Here is a 19,328-nt window from a genome sequence, read left to right as displayed (position 1 = left end):
AGAGGTGTGGATGAGATCGCACGCGCGGCGCAACTACGACCAGATCCTGCGGGCGGCGACCGCGGTGTTCGCCGAATCCGGGCCGGACGCGTCGCTCAACGAGATCGCCCGACGGGCAGGTGTGGGGCCGGGAACCCTCTATCGGCACTTCCCGAACCGGCAGACCCTGCACACAGCGGTCCTGAACGAGCGGATCGAAAACCTGTGCGGGGAAGGCGCCGCCCTCCTGTCCCTGCCCGACGCCGACACCGCCCTGGCACGATGGCTGGGCTCGCTGCTACTGCACACCCGAACGGACAAAGGGCTCGGGGCGGCAGCACTCACCGGCACCTCCGAGCAGAGCGCACAGTGCCGGAAAGCTATCGAAGAAACGGCTTCGCGCCTGGTCACACGCGCGAAGGATGATGGCACCGTCCGAAGCGATACGCTCGCCGACGATCTCGTTCACCTGGTGGCCGGTATCGGACTGGCCACCGAGCACCGTGCCGACTCCGCGCAGGCCGACCGCCTCCTCGGTACCGTCCTCCGGGGAATCGGCATCGCCGAAACTCCGTAACCCCGATACACCGCCGACCGCCCGGAATCGGGCACCCGGCGGCGATCGCGGCATCGGCAGCCCGGCGCGGCCGATCCCGGGCGCCCTACCGCGTGCGATCGAACCCCGGCACAGCGATTCCGCACCGGGTGAGCGAGTTCAGTGCGCCACAGCCGTGCTGCTGCCGATCCGCCGGCCGATGCGGGTCAGCAATTGCCGGGTCAGTTCCGGATCGCCGGCGGTATCGCGGTCGGTGTAGTCGCCGAGGGAGTGGATCGCCGTGAATCCCGCCGGGCCCCATCGGTCCGGGGACAGTGTGCTCCGACCGGCGACAGCGACGACCGGAACAGGGTGGGCGCGGCGGGCCACCACGGCGGGCAGTTTCCCGTTCGCGGTCTGCTCGTCGATACTTCCTTCCCCGGTGACCACCAGATCGGCGGCGGGCAGGTGCCGATCGAATTCGAGCAAGTCGAGAAAGTACTCGGCACCGGAGACGACTGTGCCGCCGAGCAGTATCGCCGCGAACCCCATACCACCCGCGCTACCCGCTCCGGCCGCGGCCGCGGCGGCCGTCGCCTCCGGGTAGCCGCTGCGGACGAACGCCTGAACGAGGTTGCGCAGGCCGGTATCGAGAAACCGCACCTCGGCGTCGGTGGCCCCCTTCTGCGGACCGTAGACCGCCGCCGCACCGTCCGGTCCGAGCAGCGGGTTGGTGACATCTCCGGCGACCACGATCTCGACCCCGGTCGGGCGCAACGCCCGCGACGAGTCGACGGTGTGGACCCGCCCCAGATTCCGCCCGCACGCGCGCAGTCGCACTCCGCTCGCATCGGCGAAGGTGAAGCCGAGGGCCGCGAGCAGTCCCATACCGCCGTCGGTGCTGGCACTGCCGCCGAGGGCGAGAACCACTCGGCGCGGCCGAAACCGCAACGCTTGCGAGATCGCCTGTCCCATACCGAGACTGCTCGCATCCAGGGGCAACAGGCGACCGGTCGGCAGGGTGGCGAGGCCGCAGGTATCGGCGACCTCGACCACCGCGGTGCCGTCACCGATGCCGATCCGCCCGTATCTCGGGGTTCCCGCCGCCCCGGCCACCCGCACCGGATGCGGCGCGAAACCGGCCGCAACCGCGGCGTCGACGCTTCCGTCACCGCCGTCGGCCAGCGGCATCCGGTAACTACCGACCCCGACCGCCGCCAGACCCGCCGCCAGCCGATCGGCCACCTCGGCCGCGGAGAGACTTCCTTTGAACTTGTCCGGGGCGAGCAGAACCCTCACGTGGTCGGCTTCCTGTCGGTGGGTCGGGCGGGAATCCGATATCAGTCCGCTGCCGCCGCCGAGCCGAGCAGATCCCGGACCCGGTTGGCGACCGTGATGAATTCCGGTGTCTCCATCGTCGCGGCGTACTTCCGGTGCGCGGGCAGATCGACATCGAGCTGCTCGACGATCCGGCCCGGACGCGGACTCATCACGACCACCCGGTTGGCGAGGTATACGGCCTCGGCGACCGAATGGGTGACCAGCAGTACCGTGGTGCCCGTTTCCCGCCAGATCCGATGCAGCTCGACGTTCATCCGTTCCCTGGTGAGCGCGTCGAGAGCGCCGAACGGCTCGTCCATCAGCAGCACTTCCGGTTTGTGCAGCAGCGCCCGGCACAGCGAAACGCGCTGCTGCATACCACCGGAGAGTTCGTGCGGGAGGGCGTTCTCGAAACCGCCGAGTCCGGTCATTTCGATGAGACGCGCGCATTCGGCCGCGGCCGCGCGTTTGTTCATACCGCGCATCTCGGCCTGGAGCAGAATGTTCTTGCCCACGGTCCGCCACTCCAGCAGTGCGGCGCGCTGGAATACGTAACCGATATTGCGCTGCGGCCCCCGCACGGGGGCGCCGGCGAGTTCGACGCTGCCCCCACTCGCATCGGTGAGACCGGCGACGACTTTCAGCAGTGTCGATTTGCCGCAACCGGAGGGGCCGACGATCGAGACGAATTCGCCCCGGCGAACGTGCAGGTCGACATCGTGCAATGCGGTGACCTCGCCGCGTTTGGACGAGAACCGTACGGTCAGGCCGTCTACCGCGACCGCGGTATCGGTGCGGGCGAGGGTATCGGTGGGTGTACTCATATCGTCACCTGCTCCGGTCACGGCTTGCCGGCGGGTGTGAACTGCGAAGCCCAGTACTTGGCCGGGTCCTCGGCCTTGTCGAGGAGCTTCGCGCCGCTGAGGATCTCGACGGTGGCGCGCCAGTCCGCCTCGGAATTGGTACCCGGTGCCTTACCCGCGGTCTCCGGTGTGGTGAGCAGCGGAACGGTCTGCTGCCACTGCTGGAGCAGCACCTGCTGCGGCGGCAGCTGCGGATCCTTGCCCACCATCGCGGCGACCGCCGCCTCCGGCTGCGCGACCGCGGCGGCGAAGGCCTCGCTCGTCGCGTCCACCATGGCCTGTACGAGCTCGGGCGAGGATTCGATGGTGGCCCGGTTCGCGATCAGGCCGTTACTGAAGAAGTTCAGGCCCTGTTCCGAATACCGCAGGTAACGGACCTCTCTACCGCTCTTGTTCGCGATGGTGGGGCCCTGGTCGTGCGCGAATCCGATGAGCCCGTCGACGCGACCGGCCAGCATCGCCGACATCTTGCCCGCCGAGTCGAGGCTCTGCTGGGTCACCTGATCCGCCGGAACGCCCGCCTTGTCGAGGTAGACCGGGAAGGTCGTGGTCGGTGCGTCACCCGCGGAGACGGCAATGGTCTTACCCGCCAGATCGGCCGGTGTCCGGATATCCGAATCGGCGAATACCTGCACTGCCGAGGGCGTGGTCTGCAGGAAGACGCCGACACTCTGGATCTCGACGCCCTTGTCGATATTGCCGAGGACGGCCGGCGTATCGGCCCAGCCGAAATCGGTCTGTCCGGAACCGGTGGCCTGCGCGGTTTTGGTCGAACCCTGTCCGGCCGAGATCTTCAGATCGATACCGTGCTTGGCGAATATGCCCTCTTGCACCCCGTAATAGAACGGGGCGTGCTCACCGTAGGGGTACCAGTTGAGCATCAGTGACACCGCGGTGGTCTTCCCGTCGGTGCCGGGATCCTTCGCGTCGGTGCCGCCGCCCCCGCAGCCGGTCAGTACCAGGACCGATGCCACCGCGGCGGCGCCGATCGTCGTGAGTGTGCGAATTCCGAATTTCATGCGAGTTCTCCAGCTGTGGCCCGGATACGGGGTGTTCGACTTGCTCATGCCGCGCCGACGACCGAGGCCGTGGATCGACGGGAGGCGTGCCATGGAATGAGGAACTGTTCGGCGATTTCGATGATCGCGAACAGGATGATGCCCAGCAGGGACATGATGATCAGGGCGGCGAACAGCATTGCTGTATCGATATTTCCGTTCGCTTGCAGGATCACATAGCCGAGCCCTTCGTTCGCGCCCACGAATTCACCGACGACCGCGCCCGTGACCGCGAGCGTGGCGGCGATCTTGAGGCCGGACATCAACTGCGGCAGCGACGCCGGAAAACGCACTTTCACGAACGTCTTCCAATTGCTCGCGCCCATGGTGGAGGTGAGCTCGAGAATCTCGGGATCCACCGAGCGCAGTCCGGCCATACCGGAGATGACGATCGGGAAGAAGGCCATCAATACGGCGACGAGGATTTTGGGGCTGGTGCCGAACCCGAGCCATACGATGAACAGCGGGGCGATCGCGATTTTGGGGATGACCTGTGCGAAGAGAATGAGCGGGTACATCGTCCGCTCGACACCGCGTGAGTAGATCATCACCAGTGCGACGACCTCACCGATCAATGCGGCGATCACGAAACCGACCACCGTTTCGTAGGTCGTCACCCATGTGTTCTGGATCAGGTACGCCGAGTTGTCGGCGGCGGTGCGCCAGGTATCCGCCGGCGACGGCAGAATATAGGGCTCGACGAATTCGAACTCGGTAACAGCCCACCAGGCGACGACGAGTACCGCCACCAGGGCGAGCGGTCGCCACATGCTCGACCACATATTCGACAGAGATGGGAGCTTCCGACGCCGGGCGCGGACGGGTTGCGTCGCTTTCGGTGCGGAGGAACTGGCCTCGACGGACGTGACTACCGCCATCTGGGGTCCTAAAGCTAGTAGTGGAGCGGGGTTCGCACTACACCCGCTGGGAATGCGCTTTCCGAAGCTGTGCACGAGGCTAGTGTGATCCGACCCACAGTGTCAAGGGTTTCTGATCAGCGCAGGTCAGAGCGCCCGCAGAACGCTGCTGTCGCGCAGGATCACCCGGCCGGGCACGAATTCGCGGGTATGCGAGACGGTGGCGGAGTCGTCGAGCGCGAGCGCGACGGCACGCTCGCCGATATCGGACAGGGGCAGCGCCACCGTCGACAGACCGGGCACATGGTCGCGCAGCGTCGGGATATCGTCGAACCCCGCGACACAGACATCGTCGGGGACCGCGAGGCCGAGTTCACGCCACGCCGCGATCGCCCCGATCGCCATCACATCGCTCACGGCGAAAACGCAGGGTGCGGCGGCGCCGGCCTGTCCGGGACGCAGGTCCAGGGCGGCCGCGAGGCGCCGAGCGGCACTGAAACCACCGTCCCGGGAGAAGTCCCCCGCGATCTCCACCAGCGGTGTCACCCCCCGCGTCGCGAGAGCTTCGACGAACCCGTTGCGCCGGTCGACGGCCGTCCTGATGTGGCCCGGCCCTCCGATGACAGCGAAATCCCGGTGCCCCTGCCCGAGCAGGGCGTAGGCCAATTCCGCTGATGCCGAATGGTTTTCGGGCTCCACAGCGGCACCGAAGGAGAGCGGTTGCCCGATCACGACGACTTTGCCGCTGTTCTCCAGATACCGCGCGCACTCCTTCTCGAGATCGCGGTCCAGATCACCGCTCTGGCGCGAACCCGCCAGGATGATCGCATCGGCGCGGTGCGAGATGAAGGTGCTCACGGATTCGCGTTCGATATCGAAATCGCGTTGCGTACTGGCCAGCAGGACGAGTTTGCCCGCCCGGCGCGCCGCGGCCTGGACACCCTGCACGATCGAGGAGAAGTACGGGTCGGCGATATCGTGCACGACGAGTCCGATGAGCCCGGTCGACGCGCGCGCGAGGGCCTGGGCCTGGGCATTCGCCACATACCCCAATTCCGCGGCGGCAGCTCGGACGCGGTCGGCGACACCCTCGCCGGGAACCCGCGACGAGCCGTTGAGGACGCGGGACGCGGTCGCCTGGGAGACGCCCGCCCGGGTCGCGACATCTTGCAATCTCACAGCCGCCATGGCTTCGTGCCTCGTTCTCTCGGTGGGCGTGGGGGTTGACCGGACTTCGCGACTAGCATAGCTTGGAAAGCGCATTCCGACGCTGTCTCGTCCACTCGGCGTATGCGGGTCCCGCCGCATCGTCCACGACCCGTTCTGCGGTCGTCAGCCACGCAAATCAGAAGAGGCACACACCAATGCCCGAATCCACTCCCCCGCGCACGCTGCGCATCGCCATGAACGGCGTCACCGGCCGCATGGGCTACCGCCAGCATCTGATGCGATCGATCCTGCCCATCCGCGACAGCGGTGGACTGCTGCTCCCCGACGGCACCCGTGTTGCGGTGGAACCCATCCTGGTCGGTCGCAATGCCGCCCGACTCGCCGAACTCGCCGAACAGCACGGTATCGCCGAATGGAGTACCGACGCCGCCGCAGTCATCGCCGATCCGTCCATCGATATCTACTTCGACGCTCAGGTCACCTCACGTCGCGCCGAGGCCCTCGCGGCGGCGATGAAGGCGGGGAAACATGTCTTCACCGAGAAACCGACCGCCGAGACACTGACCGAAGCCGTCGAGCTCGCCCGGGTGGGCGCGAACGCCGGCGTCACCGCCGGAGTGGTGCACGACAAGCTCTATCTGCCCGGCCTGGTGAAGCTGCGCAGACTCGTCGACGAAGGCTTCTTCGGCCGGATCCTCTCGCTCCGCGGCGAGTTCGGTTACTGGGTCTTCGAGGGCGACGGGCAGCCCGCCCAGCGCCCCAGCTGGAACTACCGGGCCGAGGACGGCGGCGGAATCGTCGTGGATATGTTCTGCCACTGGAACTACGTGCTCGAGGGTCTGCTCGGCAAGGTCGAGGCGGTGACCGCGAAAGCGACAACGCATATACCCACCCGATGGGACGAACAGGGCAAGCCGTATACGGCCACCGCCGACGATGCCGCCTACGGGATCTTCGAGATGGAGAACGGCGTGATCGCCCAGATCAACTCGTCGTGGGCGGTGCGCGTGTACCGCGACGAGCTCGTCGAGTTCCAGATCGACGGAACGCACGGCTCCGCCGTCGCCGGCCTGCGCACCTGTGTCGCGCAACAGCGCGCGCATACGCCCAAACCGGTCTGGAATCCGGATCTCCCGGTCACCGAGCCGTTCCGGGACCAATGGCTGGAAGTACCCGCGAACGCGGATCTGGACAACGGTTTCAAGTTGCAGTGGGAGGAGTACCTCACCGATGTGGTGAACGAGCGGCCGCACCGCTACGGGCTGCTCTCCGCCGCACGCGGTGTCCAGCTGGCCGAACTGGGACTGCGCAGCTCCGCCGAAGGCCGTCGGATCCGGATCCCGGAGGTCACGCTGTGACCGCGACGTCCACCGGTGTGTCGGTCCTGCTGCCCGTCGCCGACCGGCTCGAACCGTATGTCCTCGGTGCGCCGGGCGCGTGGACGCGGCCGGTCCGCCCGATCACCTCGCGAGTGGCCTTCGCTGCCGCGCATGTGATTCCGCGAGTGACGGCAGACAACACACCCGGTGCGCCCGCCGTTGTCGACTGGGACGCGACGCTGGCCTACCGGCACGAATTGTGGTCCTACGGTCTCGGTGTCGCCGACGCCATGGATACCGCCCAGCGCGGAATGGGCCTCGACTGGCGGGCAACAGCGGAATTGATCCGCCGATCCGGCGCCGAGGCGGCCTCGGCCGGCGGCAGGCTCGCCTGCGGAGCCGGAACCGATCAGCTCGACCTCGCCGGACTGCCCGCCGGATCGGCGGGGCTCGCCCGGATCGTCGATGCCTATCGCGAGCAGATCGATGTGGTGACCGATGCCGGAGCGCAGGTGATCCTGATGGCCTCGCGGGCACTCGTACAGGTCGCCCGTTCGGCCGCCGACTACCTCCACGTCTACGAGAAACTACTGGCCGGTGTGGATCGACCGGTGATCCTGCACTGGCTGGGCACCATGTTCGATCCCGCGCTGCACGGATATTGGGGCAGCGCCGATATCGATACCGCCACCGAGACGTTCCGCACGCTCATCGAGAACAACCGATCGAAGATCGACGGGGTCAAGGTCTCATTGCTCGACGCGGCCCACGAGATCGCACTGCGACGTGCGCTACCCGACGGGGTACGGCTCTATACCGGCGACGATTTCAACTACCCGGAGCTGATCATCGGGGACGCGCACGGGCATTCGGACGCACTGCTGGGTATCTTCGCGGCGATCTACCCGGCCGCGTCCACCGCGCTACAGGAGCTGGACAACGGCAATGTGACGCGCGCCGCGGAGATACTCGGCGCCACCCGGGAACTCGGCCGGCATATCTTCGCCGCGCCGACGTACTACTACAAGACGGGTATCGCCTTCTTGTCGTGGCTCAACGGTAGACAACCGGGTTTCGTGATGGTGGCGGGACTGGCCACGGGCCGCTCCGTACCGCATCTGGCCGAGTTGCTCCGGCTCGCGGACAGGGCCGGGCTGCTGACGGACCCGGAACTGGCCGCGCACCGCATGCGGGTCTATCTCGAACTGAACGGAATCGGCTCATGACATCGATTGCGGTACAACAACTCCCGTTCGATTCGGCGGCACCGTACCGGTCGCTGTCGTTGAACACCGCGACGACGAAGCGGTGGACCCTCGCCGAGGCGGTGGACGGCGCCGCCCGGGCTGGGCTCGGCGCGGTCGGGCTGTGGCGCGATCGGGTCGACGAGATCGGGGCCGCCACCGCGGCGAAGATCGTCGCCGATGCGGGGTTGCGTGTCTCCAGTCTGTGCCGCGGCGGCTTCCTCACCGAACCGGGCGAGGGCCCCGCGGCACTCGACGACAACCGCCGCGCCATCGACGACGCGGCGACGCTGGGCACACGGGAACTGGTGATGGTGGTCGGCGGTATGCCGGACCGCGACCTCGCCACCGCACGACAGCGGGTGGACGAGCGGCTCGCACTGCTGGTCCCGTATGCGGCCGAGCGCGGTGTCCGGCTCGCCCTGGAGCCGCTGCATCCGATGTTCTGCGCCGACCGGGCGGTGATCTCCACACTGGCCCAGGCATTGTCGATGGCGCGACCGTACCCGGCGGAAACCGTGGGTGTCGTGGTCGACACTTTCCACGTCTGGTGGGATCCGACTCTGGAGGAACAGATCGCGGGGGCCGGTGCGTCCGGACGGATCAGCTCCTACCAGGTATGCGACTGGCTGAACCCGATGACCGCCGACCCGCTGCTGTCCCGGGGCATGATGGGCGACGGCGTCATCGACTTCGCGACCATCGGCCGGTGGGTGCGGGCCGCCGGTTACCGCGGCGACGTCGAGGTCGAGATCTTCAATGCCGCGGTATGGGCCGGCGACGGCCGGGAAGTGATCGAGACGATGAAACAGCGCTACCGCGATCTGGTCCTTCCGTCCCTAGTGGACTGACCGGCACCGAGCAGCCCGGCCCGGGAGCGCACACTCCCGGGCCGGATCGGCCGGTCGGCCCGCCACGATGGACGGTCCCGCCGCACCGCCGGTCGCCCCGCTTTCTCCCGCAACGGTGCGGAATCAGCTCTGGCCTGTTTCCTCCACTATCCAGGCGGCGATCTGGGCGCGGGAGGTGAAACCCAGTTTGGTGAGTATGTTCTCGACATGGCCCTGGGCGGTGCGCGGTGAGACGACCAGTTCGGTGGCGATCTGTTTGTTGCTGAGTCCCCGGGCCACCAGCGCGGCGACCTCCCGCTCACGCTTGGTCAGCCGAGCCCTCGGTTCCGGGCCGGCCGTGGTACCGGTGGATTGTTCACGCAGTGCGTATCCGCGGGCCGCGGAAGCGCTCATCGTGCGACCGCGTTCGAATGCGGCACTGAACGTGCTGTCGCCGAGGGCTTCACGGGCCTTCCCCTCGCACTCGTCATGGAAATGCGCCAGCGTATCGAAGACGCGGCCGCGACTACCTCCGGCCGGCCACAGGTGGCGGGCCGCGCCCATGAGAACCGCCGTCCGCTCGGCCTCCTGGCGGTGGCAGGCGATCCAGGACAGCGCTTCCAGGCAGAAGGTCAACACCAGATAGCTGTTGAGCGGACGGTCGACGCGCAAGGCTTCCTCTATCAACTCCTGCGCACGATCGATGTTGCCGCGACGCCACTCGGCGACGCCCAGGCTGCGCAGGGCGATGGCGCGATAGAGGATGCCGCCGCGCGCTTCGGTGATACCGATCAGCCTCTCCTGGAGCTCGATCGCCTTCGCCGTATCGCCGCGCTGTTCATATGTCAGGCCCAGCAGAGTCAACGCATGGATGTGGAGGTGACCGGTGGGATCCGAGCGGTAGACGTCGATGGCGGCCTCCAGCAGCTGGCCGGCCCGCGCCGGATCGCCGGTGAGCAGGGCCAGGCTCGCTGCGACGTGATCCATCTGCGCCCGCAGCATCGGCGTCGGATCGCGGTCGGCCAATGCCCGGCCCTCCTGCAGGAGTATCGCCGCGGACCGGAAATCTCCCTGTGTCGCCGCCAGATCGATGGCGACGCGCAAAGCCTTCACCCGGTCGGGTATCGATCGGGCACGGGGATGGGCGAGTACCCGTTCGATCCAGGACCGGCCTTCGCCGTAGAAGCCGCGGAACACCCAGAACTCCCACAGCGCGGAGGCCGTGCGCAGGCCGGCTTCCGCTGCTTCCTCGGTGTCCTCGGAGAGTGCGGATTCGAGAGCCTCCCGGATGTTCGGGTGCTCGCGTTCGAGCCGCGCGATCCAGCCGACCTGCGCACGGCCGATCCAGTCGGCCTCCGCGTCCAGTGCCAGCCGGCAGTACCAGGCCCGGTGGCGGCGGCGCAGCTCCGGCTCCTCACCGGATTCCCGGAGCTCGGCCCGGCCGTAATCCCGCAGGGTCTCCAGCATCCGGAACCGCACGACCGCACCCGACTGTTCCCGGGTCAGTATCGACTTGTCCACCAGACCGGAGAGCACATCGACGACCTCGCCGGGGGCGGTATCGCCGGCGCACACCTGCTCCACCGCGTCCAGCCCGCAGCTGCCCGCGAACACCGACAAGCGCGCCCATGCCCGTTGCTCGGTCGGCGAACACAGGTCATAACTCCAATCGAGGCACAGCTTCAGCGATTGCTGTCGTGACGGCGCGTTCCGGAAGGATCCGGTGAGCAGCTCGTATCTATCCGTCAGCCGGTCCAGGATCTGCTCCGGCGAGAGCGTGCGCATACGGGCCGCGGCGAGTTCGATGGCGAGCGGTACTCCGTCCAGCCGGGCGCAGATCCTCGTCACGGCGACCATATTGTCTTCGCTGAGCTCGAACCCCGGCACGACCGCCGCGGCGCGTTCGGCGAACAGTGTCACCGCGTCGTAGCGCGGCAGCCCCTTCAGCGAGGGTTGATGGTCGGGATCCGGGACCTTCAGCGGCAGCACGGCCTGGGTCACTTCGCCCGCGATCTTCAGCGGTTCGCGGCTGGTGACTATGGTCCGCACGCCCGGACAGGAGACCAGCAGTGTTTCGGTCAACTCGGCGACCGCCTCGACGATCTGCTCCGCGTTGTCCAGGACGAGCAGTGTTTCGCGGGAGCACAGGAAGTGCACCAGCGTCTCCAGCAACGGTCTCGTCGAATCGTCTCGTACACCGACGGTCGCCGCGACGGTGTCGACCAGCAGCGCGGCATCGGTGAGCGGGTCCAGATCGACCAGCCACACCCCGTCGGCGAAATCACGCCGTACCTGGGATGCCGCCTTGAGCGCCAAACGCGTCTTGCCCACCCCGCCGGTACCGACGAGCGTGACCGAACGCGACTTCGACAGCTGATTCTTGATCTCGGTCAACTCGGTACGCCGATCGATCAGATCGGTCAGCTCCAGTGGCAGATTTCCGCCGGGGGTGCCGGCGCCCGCCGGTCGTCCACCGCGCTCCGACGGTTCGGCGGCCGTGGGTTCGGGCGCGGGGCGGGTCGGCAGGGCCAGTTCCCCCGTAGAGAGCCCGCGCCGCCGCTGTACCTGCCGAACGGCTTCGCCCAGCTCCGCCGCGGAGGGGCGCGCGCGATGATCCCGGCTCATCGCCGCTTCCACCAGCCCCGCCACATCATCGGCGATACCGCTCTCCCGCAGGTCCGGCACGGGGTGGGTGGTGATCCGCAGGAACTGGGTCACCATCTTCTCCCCGCTGCGCCGTTCGAAAGCGGGATGCCCGGTCAGCGCGCAGAACAGCGTGGCCCCGAGCCCGTAGACATCGGCTTCCGGGGTCGAGGGCTGTCCCTCGAGCACCTCCGGTGCGGTGAACGCGGGAGAGCCGGTCACCGTGCCGGCGGCGGTTTCGAACCCGCCACCGATATGCGCGATACCGAAATCGGTCAATGCCGGCTCGCCGAAATCGGTGAGCAGGATATTTCCCGGTTTCACATCCCGGTGCACGATCCCGAGCAGATGGGCCGCCGCGAGCGCGCCGGCGATCTTCGAGCCGATCCGCAGCGTGTTCTCCAGCGAGAGCGGACCGTACCGGCGAATCCAGCCGGCGAGAGAACCCGAGGGATGATAGGGCATCACCAGGTAGGGGTAGCCACCCTCGAGCGTGCCCGCCTGCAACACGGTGACGATATTCGGGTGCCCGGTGGAACGGCCCATCGCCCGCTGCTCCCGCAGGAATCGGGCTCGATTGTCCTCGTCCAGTCCCGCGGTCAGCACTTTCACCGCCACGGTCCGGTCCAGTTCCGGCTGCCGACAGCGATACACCACACCGAACCCGCCCCGCCCGATCTCCACCGCGTCGGGATAACCGGCAGCGGCCAACTCCGCGCGAAACGAGCTGATCTCACGTTGCGTGCGCACTGAGTCGTCAGCGCTCATCGCCGGGTACGCCTTCGATGAGCATTGTGCGAAACGATAGGAACCATGGGCTCACCTCTTGCCGGTTCAGACTATATCCCCGCATATCAGGACACCGGCAGCCTGTTCGATGCACACCTGCTCCGCCCGTCCGATCGCCCGCATCGTCCGGCTTCCCGGGACCGGCCCACCGCTTCGGTGTGGTCGCCGCGACGGCCTTCCACCGCCGTCCTCGGCGAACACTTCACCGCCGACCGGCCGGTGCGCGAACCGACACAGCATCGACGCGTGGCAGCGCATGTGCGGCGGTCCGGCCGATCCGCCGTCAGCTGTGACGTCTATTTACAAGACCCACGCTCGGCCGCGGTCCTATGTTCGGTTTCCGCACCGAAAGGAATCGAGATCCATGACCGATCACCCGGCCGCCGCGGCGGCCGATATCAACGCCTCCCCGCAGCGGGTATGGACGGTGCTCACCGACCCCGCCGAGATCCGCGAGTTCATGTTCGGGGCGCAAGTGCGCACCGACTGGCACGTGGGCAGTGCGATCGTCTGGCAGGGCGAGTACGAGGGCAGACCCTTCGAGGACCGGGGCACGATCCTCGCCGCCGATCCCGGCCGCCTGTTGCGAATGACCCACTTCAGCCCGCTCAGCGGCCTGCCCGATGTACCGGAGAACTACCACACACTCACCTACGAACTGACCGGGAGCGATACGGCGACGCACCTGTCACTGACGCAGGACAACAATGCGAGCGAGGCGGCCGCCGAGCACGCGCGCGGTATGTGGGAAACCCATATCGCCGGTATCAAGAAGGCCGCGGAACGCGAGTGATACCGCCGCGCGGCCACAGCGCACCGGCATGCACCGATTCACCGCCGCCGACCGGCCCAGCAACTCGACAGCCGGGCCGGGCCGGATCGGGCGCAGGTCCGGCACTCGATCGGGCACGGCGGCTGTTGCGGCCGGTTCGCGCCGTTGTTAGTGTCCGTTCGGTACACGTTCTCAGGGCGGGGCGGAATTCCCCACCGGCGGTGATGGCCTGCGGATCGATCCGTGGACCCGAGCCCGCGAGCGCCACAGCGTCTTCGGATGCGGTGGGTCAGCAGATTCCGGTGTGAATCCGGAGCCGACGGTCACAGTCCGGATGAAAGAGAACGCGGCATCGGAGGGCCCGCGTGCGGGTCGCTCCCGTTCGCGTTGCTATGCCCTGGGTGACACAGCGAACAGGAGAAACCGATGTCACCCACACCGCACCGTATCGCTCTCGTCGTCGCGCGCTGGCACGCCGATATCGTCGACCGGGCCGTGGCCGCCTGCCGAGCCGGGCTGGCCGGGCACGGCTTCGCCGAGATCGATGTGATCGAGGTTCCCGGAGCGTTCGAGATCCCACTGCGTGTCAAAAGGCTGGCGTCCACCGGCCGATACGCCGCCCTGGCCGGCTGTGCCCTGGTGGTGGACGGTGGTATCTACCGGCACGACTTCGTCGCCGCGACCGTGGTGGACGCGCTCATGCGCGTGCAACTCGACACCGACGTGCCGGTGTTCTCGGCGGTACTCACCCCGCATCATTTCCACGAGCACGGCGAACATCTCGCGTACTTCACCCGGCATTTCGAGGTCAAGGGCGCCGAACTCGCCGATGCCATCGCCGCCACCCTGGCTCTGGATACGGTCCCCGCCTGACCGGCACCCGGATATCGTCCCCGCGGCCGTGGGCGGAGCCCGTCTGCTCCGCCCACGGCCGCGGGGACGCAGACCACTCCCCGACACCCTTCAACCAGCCTGAAGGGCCTGCTAGGCTTCAGCTCACCTGAAGGTCGAGAGGGAGCTGTTCATGCACCATCTGCTGCTGTCGGTCCATGTCCTGGCAGCCATTGTCTTCATCGGCGGATCGGCGGTCGCCACCAGCCTGTTCCCCCGATACGCGCCACTGTCCGGCACCCCCGCCGCGACACCCGAACGCCATCCCGCCGTCGCCGCCGTACTGCACCGGATCACCGGCACCTACGCCCGGCTCGGCCTGGCCGTTCCGGCCGTCGGAATCGTCCTCGCCGTCACCCAGGGACGGATGGGGGAAATCTGGATCACCCTGGCGATCGTGCTCACCGCCTGCGCCGCGGCGATCATCCTCACCACCATCCATCCCATGCAGCGCCGAGCCCTCGAAACACCCGATGACGGCCGGCAATTGCGGACCCTGGGCATGGTCGCCGGCGGTTACAACACGCTGTGGCTGATCGTCGTGGTGCTCATGATCGTCCGGCCCGGCACCGCCGCCTGAAACCCGCGAGACCTCCGAGCACGGCCGGCGACACAGCCGTGCCTCCCGACGAAGTGAGGACCATCTCCCATGAGCATCCGCCACTACCTGTATCGCGCACCCTCGCTGTCCGCGCGGGAGGCGATCGACGCCGTCCGCGCCGGAGCGCTGATCGTGGATGTGCGCCGGCAGTTCGAATGGAATCGCACCCATATCCCGGGCGCGGTCCATCTCCCCCTCGAACAGCTCACCGCGGGGTACGAGGAACTCCCGGACGACCGGCTCCTGATCACCTTCTGCACCGGTGGCCTCCGGTCCTACGGCGCCGCCAATCTGCTCATCGACTACGGCTTCGACGCGAAGAACATGTCCGGAGGACTGGTCGACTGGCGGGCCGCCGGCGGCGAGCTCGAACCAGGCCGGCAGCTCGACCACTGACGCCGGGCAGGCCGCCGAGCGGCCCCGATATCCGGAACGATCAGCAATCCGGCGGCCACCTGTTCGTACTGCGTACGGGCCACGACCACCGACATCTTCTCCAGCGAATCATCATGTGAATCGCACTCATTCACCATTTCTGACGCACGGTCCTGCCAACATTCCGCAACAATTCCGACTACGCAATTTTTGTCAACGACGGTTAAGTTCTCGTTGTTCGTCTCCCCCTGTAGCCGAGTAGGTGATCGAATGTTCTACATCGCGGGAGAATGGAATATCGTTCGGGCTCCCGGGCTCAGGAGGTTGTCGCCGTGACCGAGACCAGCGGCTCAGCGCTGCGTCCGTCCGTGCTGGACCGGTTGATGCAGCTCGACGAGAGCGGCGGACTGTCCATCGAAGAAGTACAGTCCGCGGCCCGGGAGCTAGGGATATCGGAACCGCAACTCCAGCAATGGCTGACGATCCGCAGAACGCAGCGCATATCGGTCGCGCACGGCGCGGTGCCCGAACCCGCGACGCGGAAGATGGGGTACCGGGAAGCCGAACGGTCGGCGCAGCTGGTCGAAGTGGAGATGACCACCGGAGACGACGTGCTGTCCCGGATACCCGCCAGCGATGTCCCCACCTTCCGGGCCGATGCCCACCGTGAACTCACCGCGGCGGAGTTCGCCCGGCTCGACGCGGTCTACGCCGAAGGTATCGAGGCGACCTGCCGCTGGCTCGTCACGCGGACCGGGCAGCCGTGCCGGCACCATCCCGATCCCGGCGTGACAGTCCGGCTCACCCGTAACGCCCAGCCGGTAACCAGCTACCCCTGGCACCAACCGGATCCGCAGGCCCCTCCGGGCCTACCCGAGGCGCGCAACACCGGCGAGCGGGGCGAGATCCTGGGCCTGTACCGATTTCTCGGCGATCTCGTCTGCGACAGCCCGGGCCGCGGGCATTCCATCGCCCGTCTGCGGGGTGCGCAGGCGGGTTTCCTGCTGCACGGTATGCGGTTGGACCTGCCATCCGATCTCAACTATTCGGTGGGGCCGGGATTGACCAGTGTGCACATCGACAACCGGACGGTCGAACAGATCCGCGCCCGGACCACGAACCCGGTCGACGCGGCGGCCCTCGCCACGATGCTCTGTACCGGCGCCACCGCGGTGGAACTCGGCTCGGTGCCGTGTACGGCGCTCACACCGGACGCGCTCGTCTTCACTGGCCCGATAGGCTACGGACAGGCCGCCGACGTGTACGTATGGGTCGTACCGCCGCCGGTCCGGGATCTGCTGAACCAGGCTCGGGCATACCAGGAGTCGCGCGCCCGACCCGCGCCGAAACTGTTCGCCGGAGCGATCGGCGGCGCGGGCCGGCAGTTGCGCCGAACCGCCGCGCGGTGTGGGATGACCATCCCGGATCTCCATCACTGGCATCACAGCTGGATCCGCCGGACCGGGCTTCTGCGCGGCGCCGAACAGCCCGAACTCGTACGCAATACCGATCTACTGTTCGCCCTGCGCCTCTGCTCGGATCCGGGTCCGGCCCGCAGCCGGTGAGCAGGCCGGCCCGCCGGCGGTCTCCGTCCGGGCCGGATCGGTGAGGACGCGGCGCCGCCCTGTCGGGCGGCGCGGAAATCCGGGTACCGGTGATGGAGCCGCTCCGGCTCGCGCCCGGCCGGGTTTCCGCCGGCCTCTCGTACCGGTACAAATTCGGAGTAGGTCCCGCCCGGGACCGCCGCCCACCCCACCTCGAACCAGAACAACGGATTTGGCACGTATGAGCGAGCGCACGATCACCCCTCAGTACGAGGTCACCGACTTCACGACCGCCGGAACCGACAGTGCCGAAAGGCCCGGTCTGTGGACGGGCCATGTGAGCGAGAACCACGGGGATATGCGGTTCGACTTCGGCGATCCACACAGCTTCTCGGGCTCCACCCGTATCCAGCGCGGCCACAGCTACCAGCTGACCGAGTTCGTCTCCGATCCCGTCGAGTATCGCCGGACCGCCCGCCATGCCAGCGGCAACGGGGACAGGAGCGCGAAAGTGGTGATCCCGATCGAGGGAACCATCGTGCTCTCCCAGCGGCGCGACGAGGTGACGATCGGCCCCGGGGCCGCCGGGATGGTCCGGATGGACATCCCCATGGGGATGGCTCATATCGCGGGTGCGCGGGCACTGATCCTGAATGTTCCCGACGGAGCCCTCACCCACCGGGTCGCGGACAGCGCTCCCCTGCTGCTGGATCGGCAGCGCCCGCTGGTATCGATGTTCGCGCGGCAGACCCTGGAGGTCGCCGCCCATCGGGACACCATGACCGCCTACGAATTCATCACGGGTACCGAGGTGCTGTTCACCCTGCTCGGGGCGGTCATCGAACAAACCGGTGCGGAGAGCACGAGCGACCTCTTCCGAATCGCCCGGACCGCTCGCTCCTATATCAGGTCCCGTTCCGACGATCCGTCGCTGACCCCGGACAAATTGGCGGAATCGGTGGGGTATTCGCTGAGCTACCTGCACCGGGCGCTGAAGGCCGAGGCCGCCGCGTCGGCCGTGGCGAGTAGCGGAGATCCCGCCGAGGTGACTCCGGCGAAACTCTTGCGCGCCGCCCGGCTGGAGAAGGCACGTGACCGGCTGCGCAACCCACTCAACAGCAGTATCGCCGATATCGCGTACAGCTCGGGGTTCAATTCCCTTACGGCGTTCCGGGATGCGTTCGCGCGCCGCTACGGGATGTCGCCGAGCCGGGCGCGTACGCAGTTCCTTTCCGGAGATCCGGCTTCGGGAGGCGAGCGGCCGGTATCCGGACGGCCCCGCACATGAGCGCGGCCACGACGCACGAACCGGCGGCCAGGTAGAAAGCCGGATCGTAGGAGCCGTGCAGGTCCCGGATATACCCCGCGCCGAACGCCGCGACCGCGGCACCGAGCTGGTGGGCGGCGAACACCCAGCCGAACACCACCGGCGTGGAAGCGCCGAACCAGCTGCGGCAGATCGCGATCGTCGGTGGCACCGTCGCGACCCAGTCGAGACCGTAGAACACGATGAAAACCCAGGTGCTGGGTGCGGCGCCGGGTGACAGCAGCGACGGCAGCAGGAGCAGCGACGCCCCCCGCCCGAGGTAGTAGACCACCAGCAGCACGCGGGGATCCACGCGATCGGTGAGCCAGCCGGAGAAAACAGTGCCCGCGACGTCGAAGATCCCGATGGTGGCCAGTAGCGAGGCGGCCACGGTGACCGGCATACCGTGATCGTGGGCGGCGGGGATGAAGTGGGTGCCGATCAGTCCGTTCGTGGTCATCCCGCAGATCGCGAAACTGCCGGCGAGCAACCAGAACGCCGGCACCCGGGCACCCTGTACCACACCGGTGAACGCGGCCGCGAAAGTACCGTTGGGCAGTGGTTCGTCCGCGGTATCGGACGTGCCCCCGTATGCCGTGATGCCGATATCGCCGGGCCGGTCCCGGATGAACAGCAGGACCAGCGGAATCACCGCGAGCGCCGCCACGGTCACGATCACCGAGGCCCAGCGCCACCCGAATCGTTCGGTCACACCGGCGATCACGGGCAGGAAGACGAGTTGGCCGGTAGCGCTCGCCGCGGTGAGCACACCGGTGACCAGACCGCGCCGGGCGACGAACCATCGCGTCGAGACAGTGGCGACGAAGCCCATCGAAATGGAGCCGGTCCCGAGCCCGACCAGCACACCCCACAGCAGGACCAGTTGCCAGCTCGCGGTCATGACGATGCCCACACCGGTACCGGCGGCGATCAGCAGCAGTGCGCCGGTGAGAACAGGCCGGACCCCGAACCGGTCCATGAGCGCGGCGGCGAACGGCGCGGTCACGCCGAACAGCACCATGTTCACCGACATCGCGGCGCCGACCGTCGCATGCGACCAGCCGAACTCCAGATGCAGCGGCGTCATCATGACGCTGGGCACCGCCCGGAACCCGGCCGCACCGAGAATCGCCACGAAGCTCACACCCGCGACGATCCAGGCGAAATGCACGCGCGGCCGCCGGCCGAACCGGGCGTTCGGGTCGGCGGTATCGATCTTCGTCATCACGGTG

Annotated in this window: 16 protein-coding genes, 1 pseudogene and 1 riboswitch; of the genes and pseudogenes, 10 read left to right on the top strand and 7 right to left on the bottom strand. The window is 67.6% G+C overall.

Going from position 1 to position 19,328, the window contains the following annotated elements; translation table 11 throughout:
• Positions 1-10: 10 nt before the first annotated feature.
• A complete protein-coding gene (locus ACWEWT_RS12660) occupies positions 11-556 on the top strand; it encodes a TetR/AcrR family transcriptional regulator (protein WP_452558532.1) in 546 nt (181 codons plus the stop codon).
• 138 nt (positions 557-694) lie between these two features.
• On the opposite strand, the gene ACWEWT_RS12655 is transcribed toward ACWEWT_RS12660, so the two are convergent.
• The 5 genes from ACWEWT_RS12655 to ACWEWT_RS12635 all read right to left on the bottom strand — a co-directional run bounded on the left by ACWEWT_RS12655 (position 695) and on the right by ACWEWT_RS12635 (position 5,800).
• Positions 695-1,813 carry a glycerate kinase gene (locus ACWEWT_RS12655; protein ID WP_452558530.1) on the bottom strand — a complete coding sequence of 373 codons (1,119 nt, stop codon included), beginning with the start codon at positions 1,811-1,813 and terminating at the stop codon, positions 695-697.
• A 41-nt stretch (positions 1,814-1,854) separates the two neighbouring features.
• Positions 1,855-2,658 carry an ABC transporter ATP-binding protein gene (locus ACWEWT_RS12650; RefSeq protein ID WP_452558528.1) on the bottom strand — a complete coding sequence of 268 codons (804 nt, stop codon included), beginning with the start codon at positions 2,656-2,658 and terminating at the stop codon, positions 1,855-1,857.
• A gap of 17 nt (positions 2,659-2,675) precedes the next feature.
• Entirely contained in the window at positions 2,676-3,716 is a 1,041-nt protein-coding gene (locus ACWEWT_RS12645; RefSeq protein ID WP_452558527.1) for an ABC transporter substrate-binding protein, read from the bottom strand.
• A gap of 44 nt (positions 3,717-3,760) precedes the next feature.
• Positions 3,761-4,633: an ABC transporter permease gene (locus ACWEWT_RS12640; RefSeq protein WP_452558523.1), complete on the bottom strand. Its 873-nt coding sequence runs from the start codon at positions 4,631-4,633 to the stop codon at positions 3,761-3,763.
• A gap of 126 nt (positions 4,634-4,759) precedes the next feature.
• Positions 4,760-5,800: a LacI family DNA-binding transcriptional regulator gene (locus ACWEWT_RS12635; protein ID WP_452558521.1), complete on the bottom strand. Its 1,041-nt coding sequence runs from the start codon at positions 5,798-5,800 to the stop codon at positions 4,760-4,762.
• Between the two features lie 176 nt (positions 5,801-5,976).
• Here ACWEWT_RS12635 and ACWEWT_RS12630 point away from each other — a divergent pair, with 176 nt between their 5' ends.
• From ACWEWT_RS12630 to ACWEWT_RS12620, 3 genes are read left to right on the top strand one after another with little or no spacing between them, the layout of a single operon-like run.
• Entirely contained in the window at positions 5,977-7,140 is a 1,164-nt protein-coding gene (locus ACWEWT_RS12630) for a Gfo/Idh/MocA family protein (protein ID WP_452558519.1), read from the top strand.
• Positions 7,137-8,327, top strand: a complete 1,191-nt coding sequence (locus ACWEWT_RS12625; protein ID WP_452558517.1) for a dihydrodipicolinate synthase family protein — start codon at positions 7,137-7,139, stop codon at positions 8,325-8,327. Before ACWEWT_RS12630 ends, ACWEWT_RS12625 begins: the two co-directional genes overlap by 4 nt.
• On the top strand, positions 8,324-9,196 hold the full coding sequence (locus ACWEWT_RS12620; protein ID WP_452558516.1) for a sugar phosphate isomerase/epimerase family protein: 873 nt from the start codon (positions 8,324-8,326) through the stop codon (positions 9,194-9,196). Before ACWEWT_RS12625 ends, ACWEWT_RS12620 begins: the two co-directional genes overlap by 4 nt.
• 123 nt (positions 9,197-9,319) lie before the next feature.
• Here the strand turns inward: ACWEWT_RS12620 and ACWEWT_RS12615 are convergent, their stop codons facing one another.
• A complete protein-coding gene (locus tag ACWEWT_RS12615) occupies positions 9,320-12,586 on the bottom strand; it encodes a protein kinase domain-containing protein (protein ID WP_452558514.1) in 3,267 nt (1,088 codons plus the stop codon).
• Positions 12,587-12,971: 385 nt separating this feature from the next.
• On the opposite strand from ACWEWT_RS12615, the gene ACWEWT_RS12610 reads away from it, so the two are divergent.
• The 6 genes and pseudogenes from ACWEWT_RS12610 to ACWEWT_RS12585 form a co-directional block, all read left to right on the top strand.
• On the top strand, positions 12,972-13,400 hold the full coding sequence (locus tag ACWEWT_RS12610) for an SRPBCC domain-containing protein (RefSeq protein WP_452558512.1): 429 nt from the start codon (positions 12,972-12,974) through the stop codon (positions 13,398-13,400).
• Between the two features lie 163 nt (positions 13,401-13,563).
• Positions 13,564-13,729: riboswitch (FMN riboswitch) on the top strand.
• A gap of 76 nt (positions 13,730-13,805) precedes the next feature.
• Positions 13,806-14,252 carry a 6,7-dimethyl-8-ribityllumazine synthase gene (locus ACWEWT_RS12605; protein WP_452558510.1) on the top strand — a complete coding sequence of 149 codons (447 nt, stop codon included), beginning with the start codon at positions 13,806-13,808 and terminating at the stop codon, positions 14,250-14,252.
• 151 nt (positions 14,253-14,403) lie between these two features.
• Complete coding sequence (locus ACWEWT_RS12600) at positions 14,404-14,850, top strand: hypothetical protein (RefSeq protein WP_452558509.1); 447 nt, start codon at positions 14,404-14,406, stop codon at positions 14,848-14,850.
• 69 nt (positions 14,851-14,919) lie between these two features.
• The gene (locus ACWEWT_RS12595; protein ID WP_452558507.1) at positions 14,920-15,267 is read left to right on the top strand and encodes a rhodanese-like domain-containing protein; all 348 of its coding nucleotides are present in this window, start codon (positions 14,920-14,922) and stop codon (positions 15,265-15,267) included.
• A 311-nt stretch (positions 15,268-15,578) separates the two neighbouring features.
• Positions 15,579-16,811 carry a hypothetical protein gene (locus tag ACWEWT_RS12590; RefSeq protein WP_452558506.1) on the top strand — a complete coding sequence of 411 codons (1,233 nt, stop codon included), beginning with the start codon at positions 15,579-15,581 and terminating at the stop codon, positions 16,809-16,811.
• A gap of 220 nt (positions 16,812-17,031) precedes the next feature.
• A pseudogene (locus ACWEWT_RS12585) lies at positions 17,032-17,961 on the top strand (AraC-like ligand-binding domain-containing protein); the annotation flags it as partial.
• On the opposite strand, the gene ACWEWT_RS12580 reads toward ACWEWT_RS12585, so the two are convergent.
• Positions 17,951-19,321, bottom strand: a complete 1,371-nt coding sequence (locus ACWEWT_RS12580; RefSeq protein WP_452558505.1) for an MFS transporter — start codon at positions 19,319-19,321, stop codon at positions 17,951-17,953. The pseudogene ACWEWT_RS12585 and the gene ACWEWT_RS12580 sit on opposite strands and share 11 nt — an antisense overlap.
• Positions 19,322-19,328: the final 7 nt, after the last annotated feature.

This window comes from Nocardia sp. NPDC003963 (genome assembly GCF_053605105.1).
This window is presented reverse-complemented; position numbering and strand designations above follow the sequence as displayed.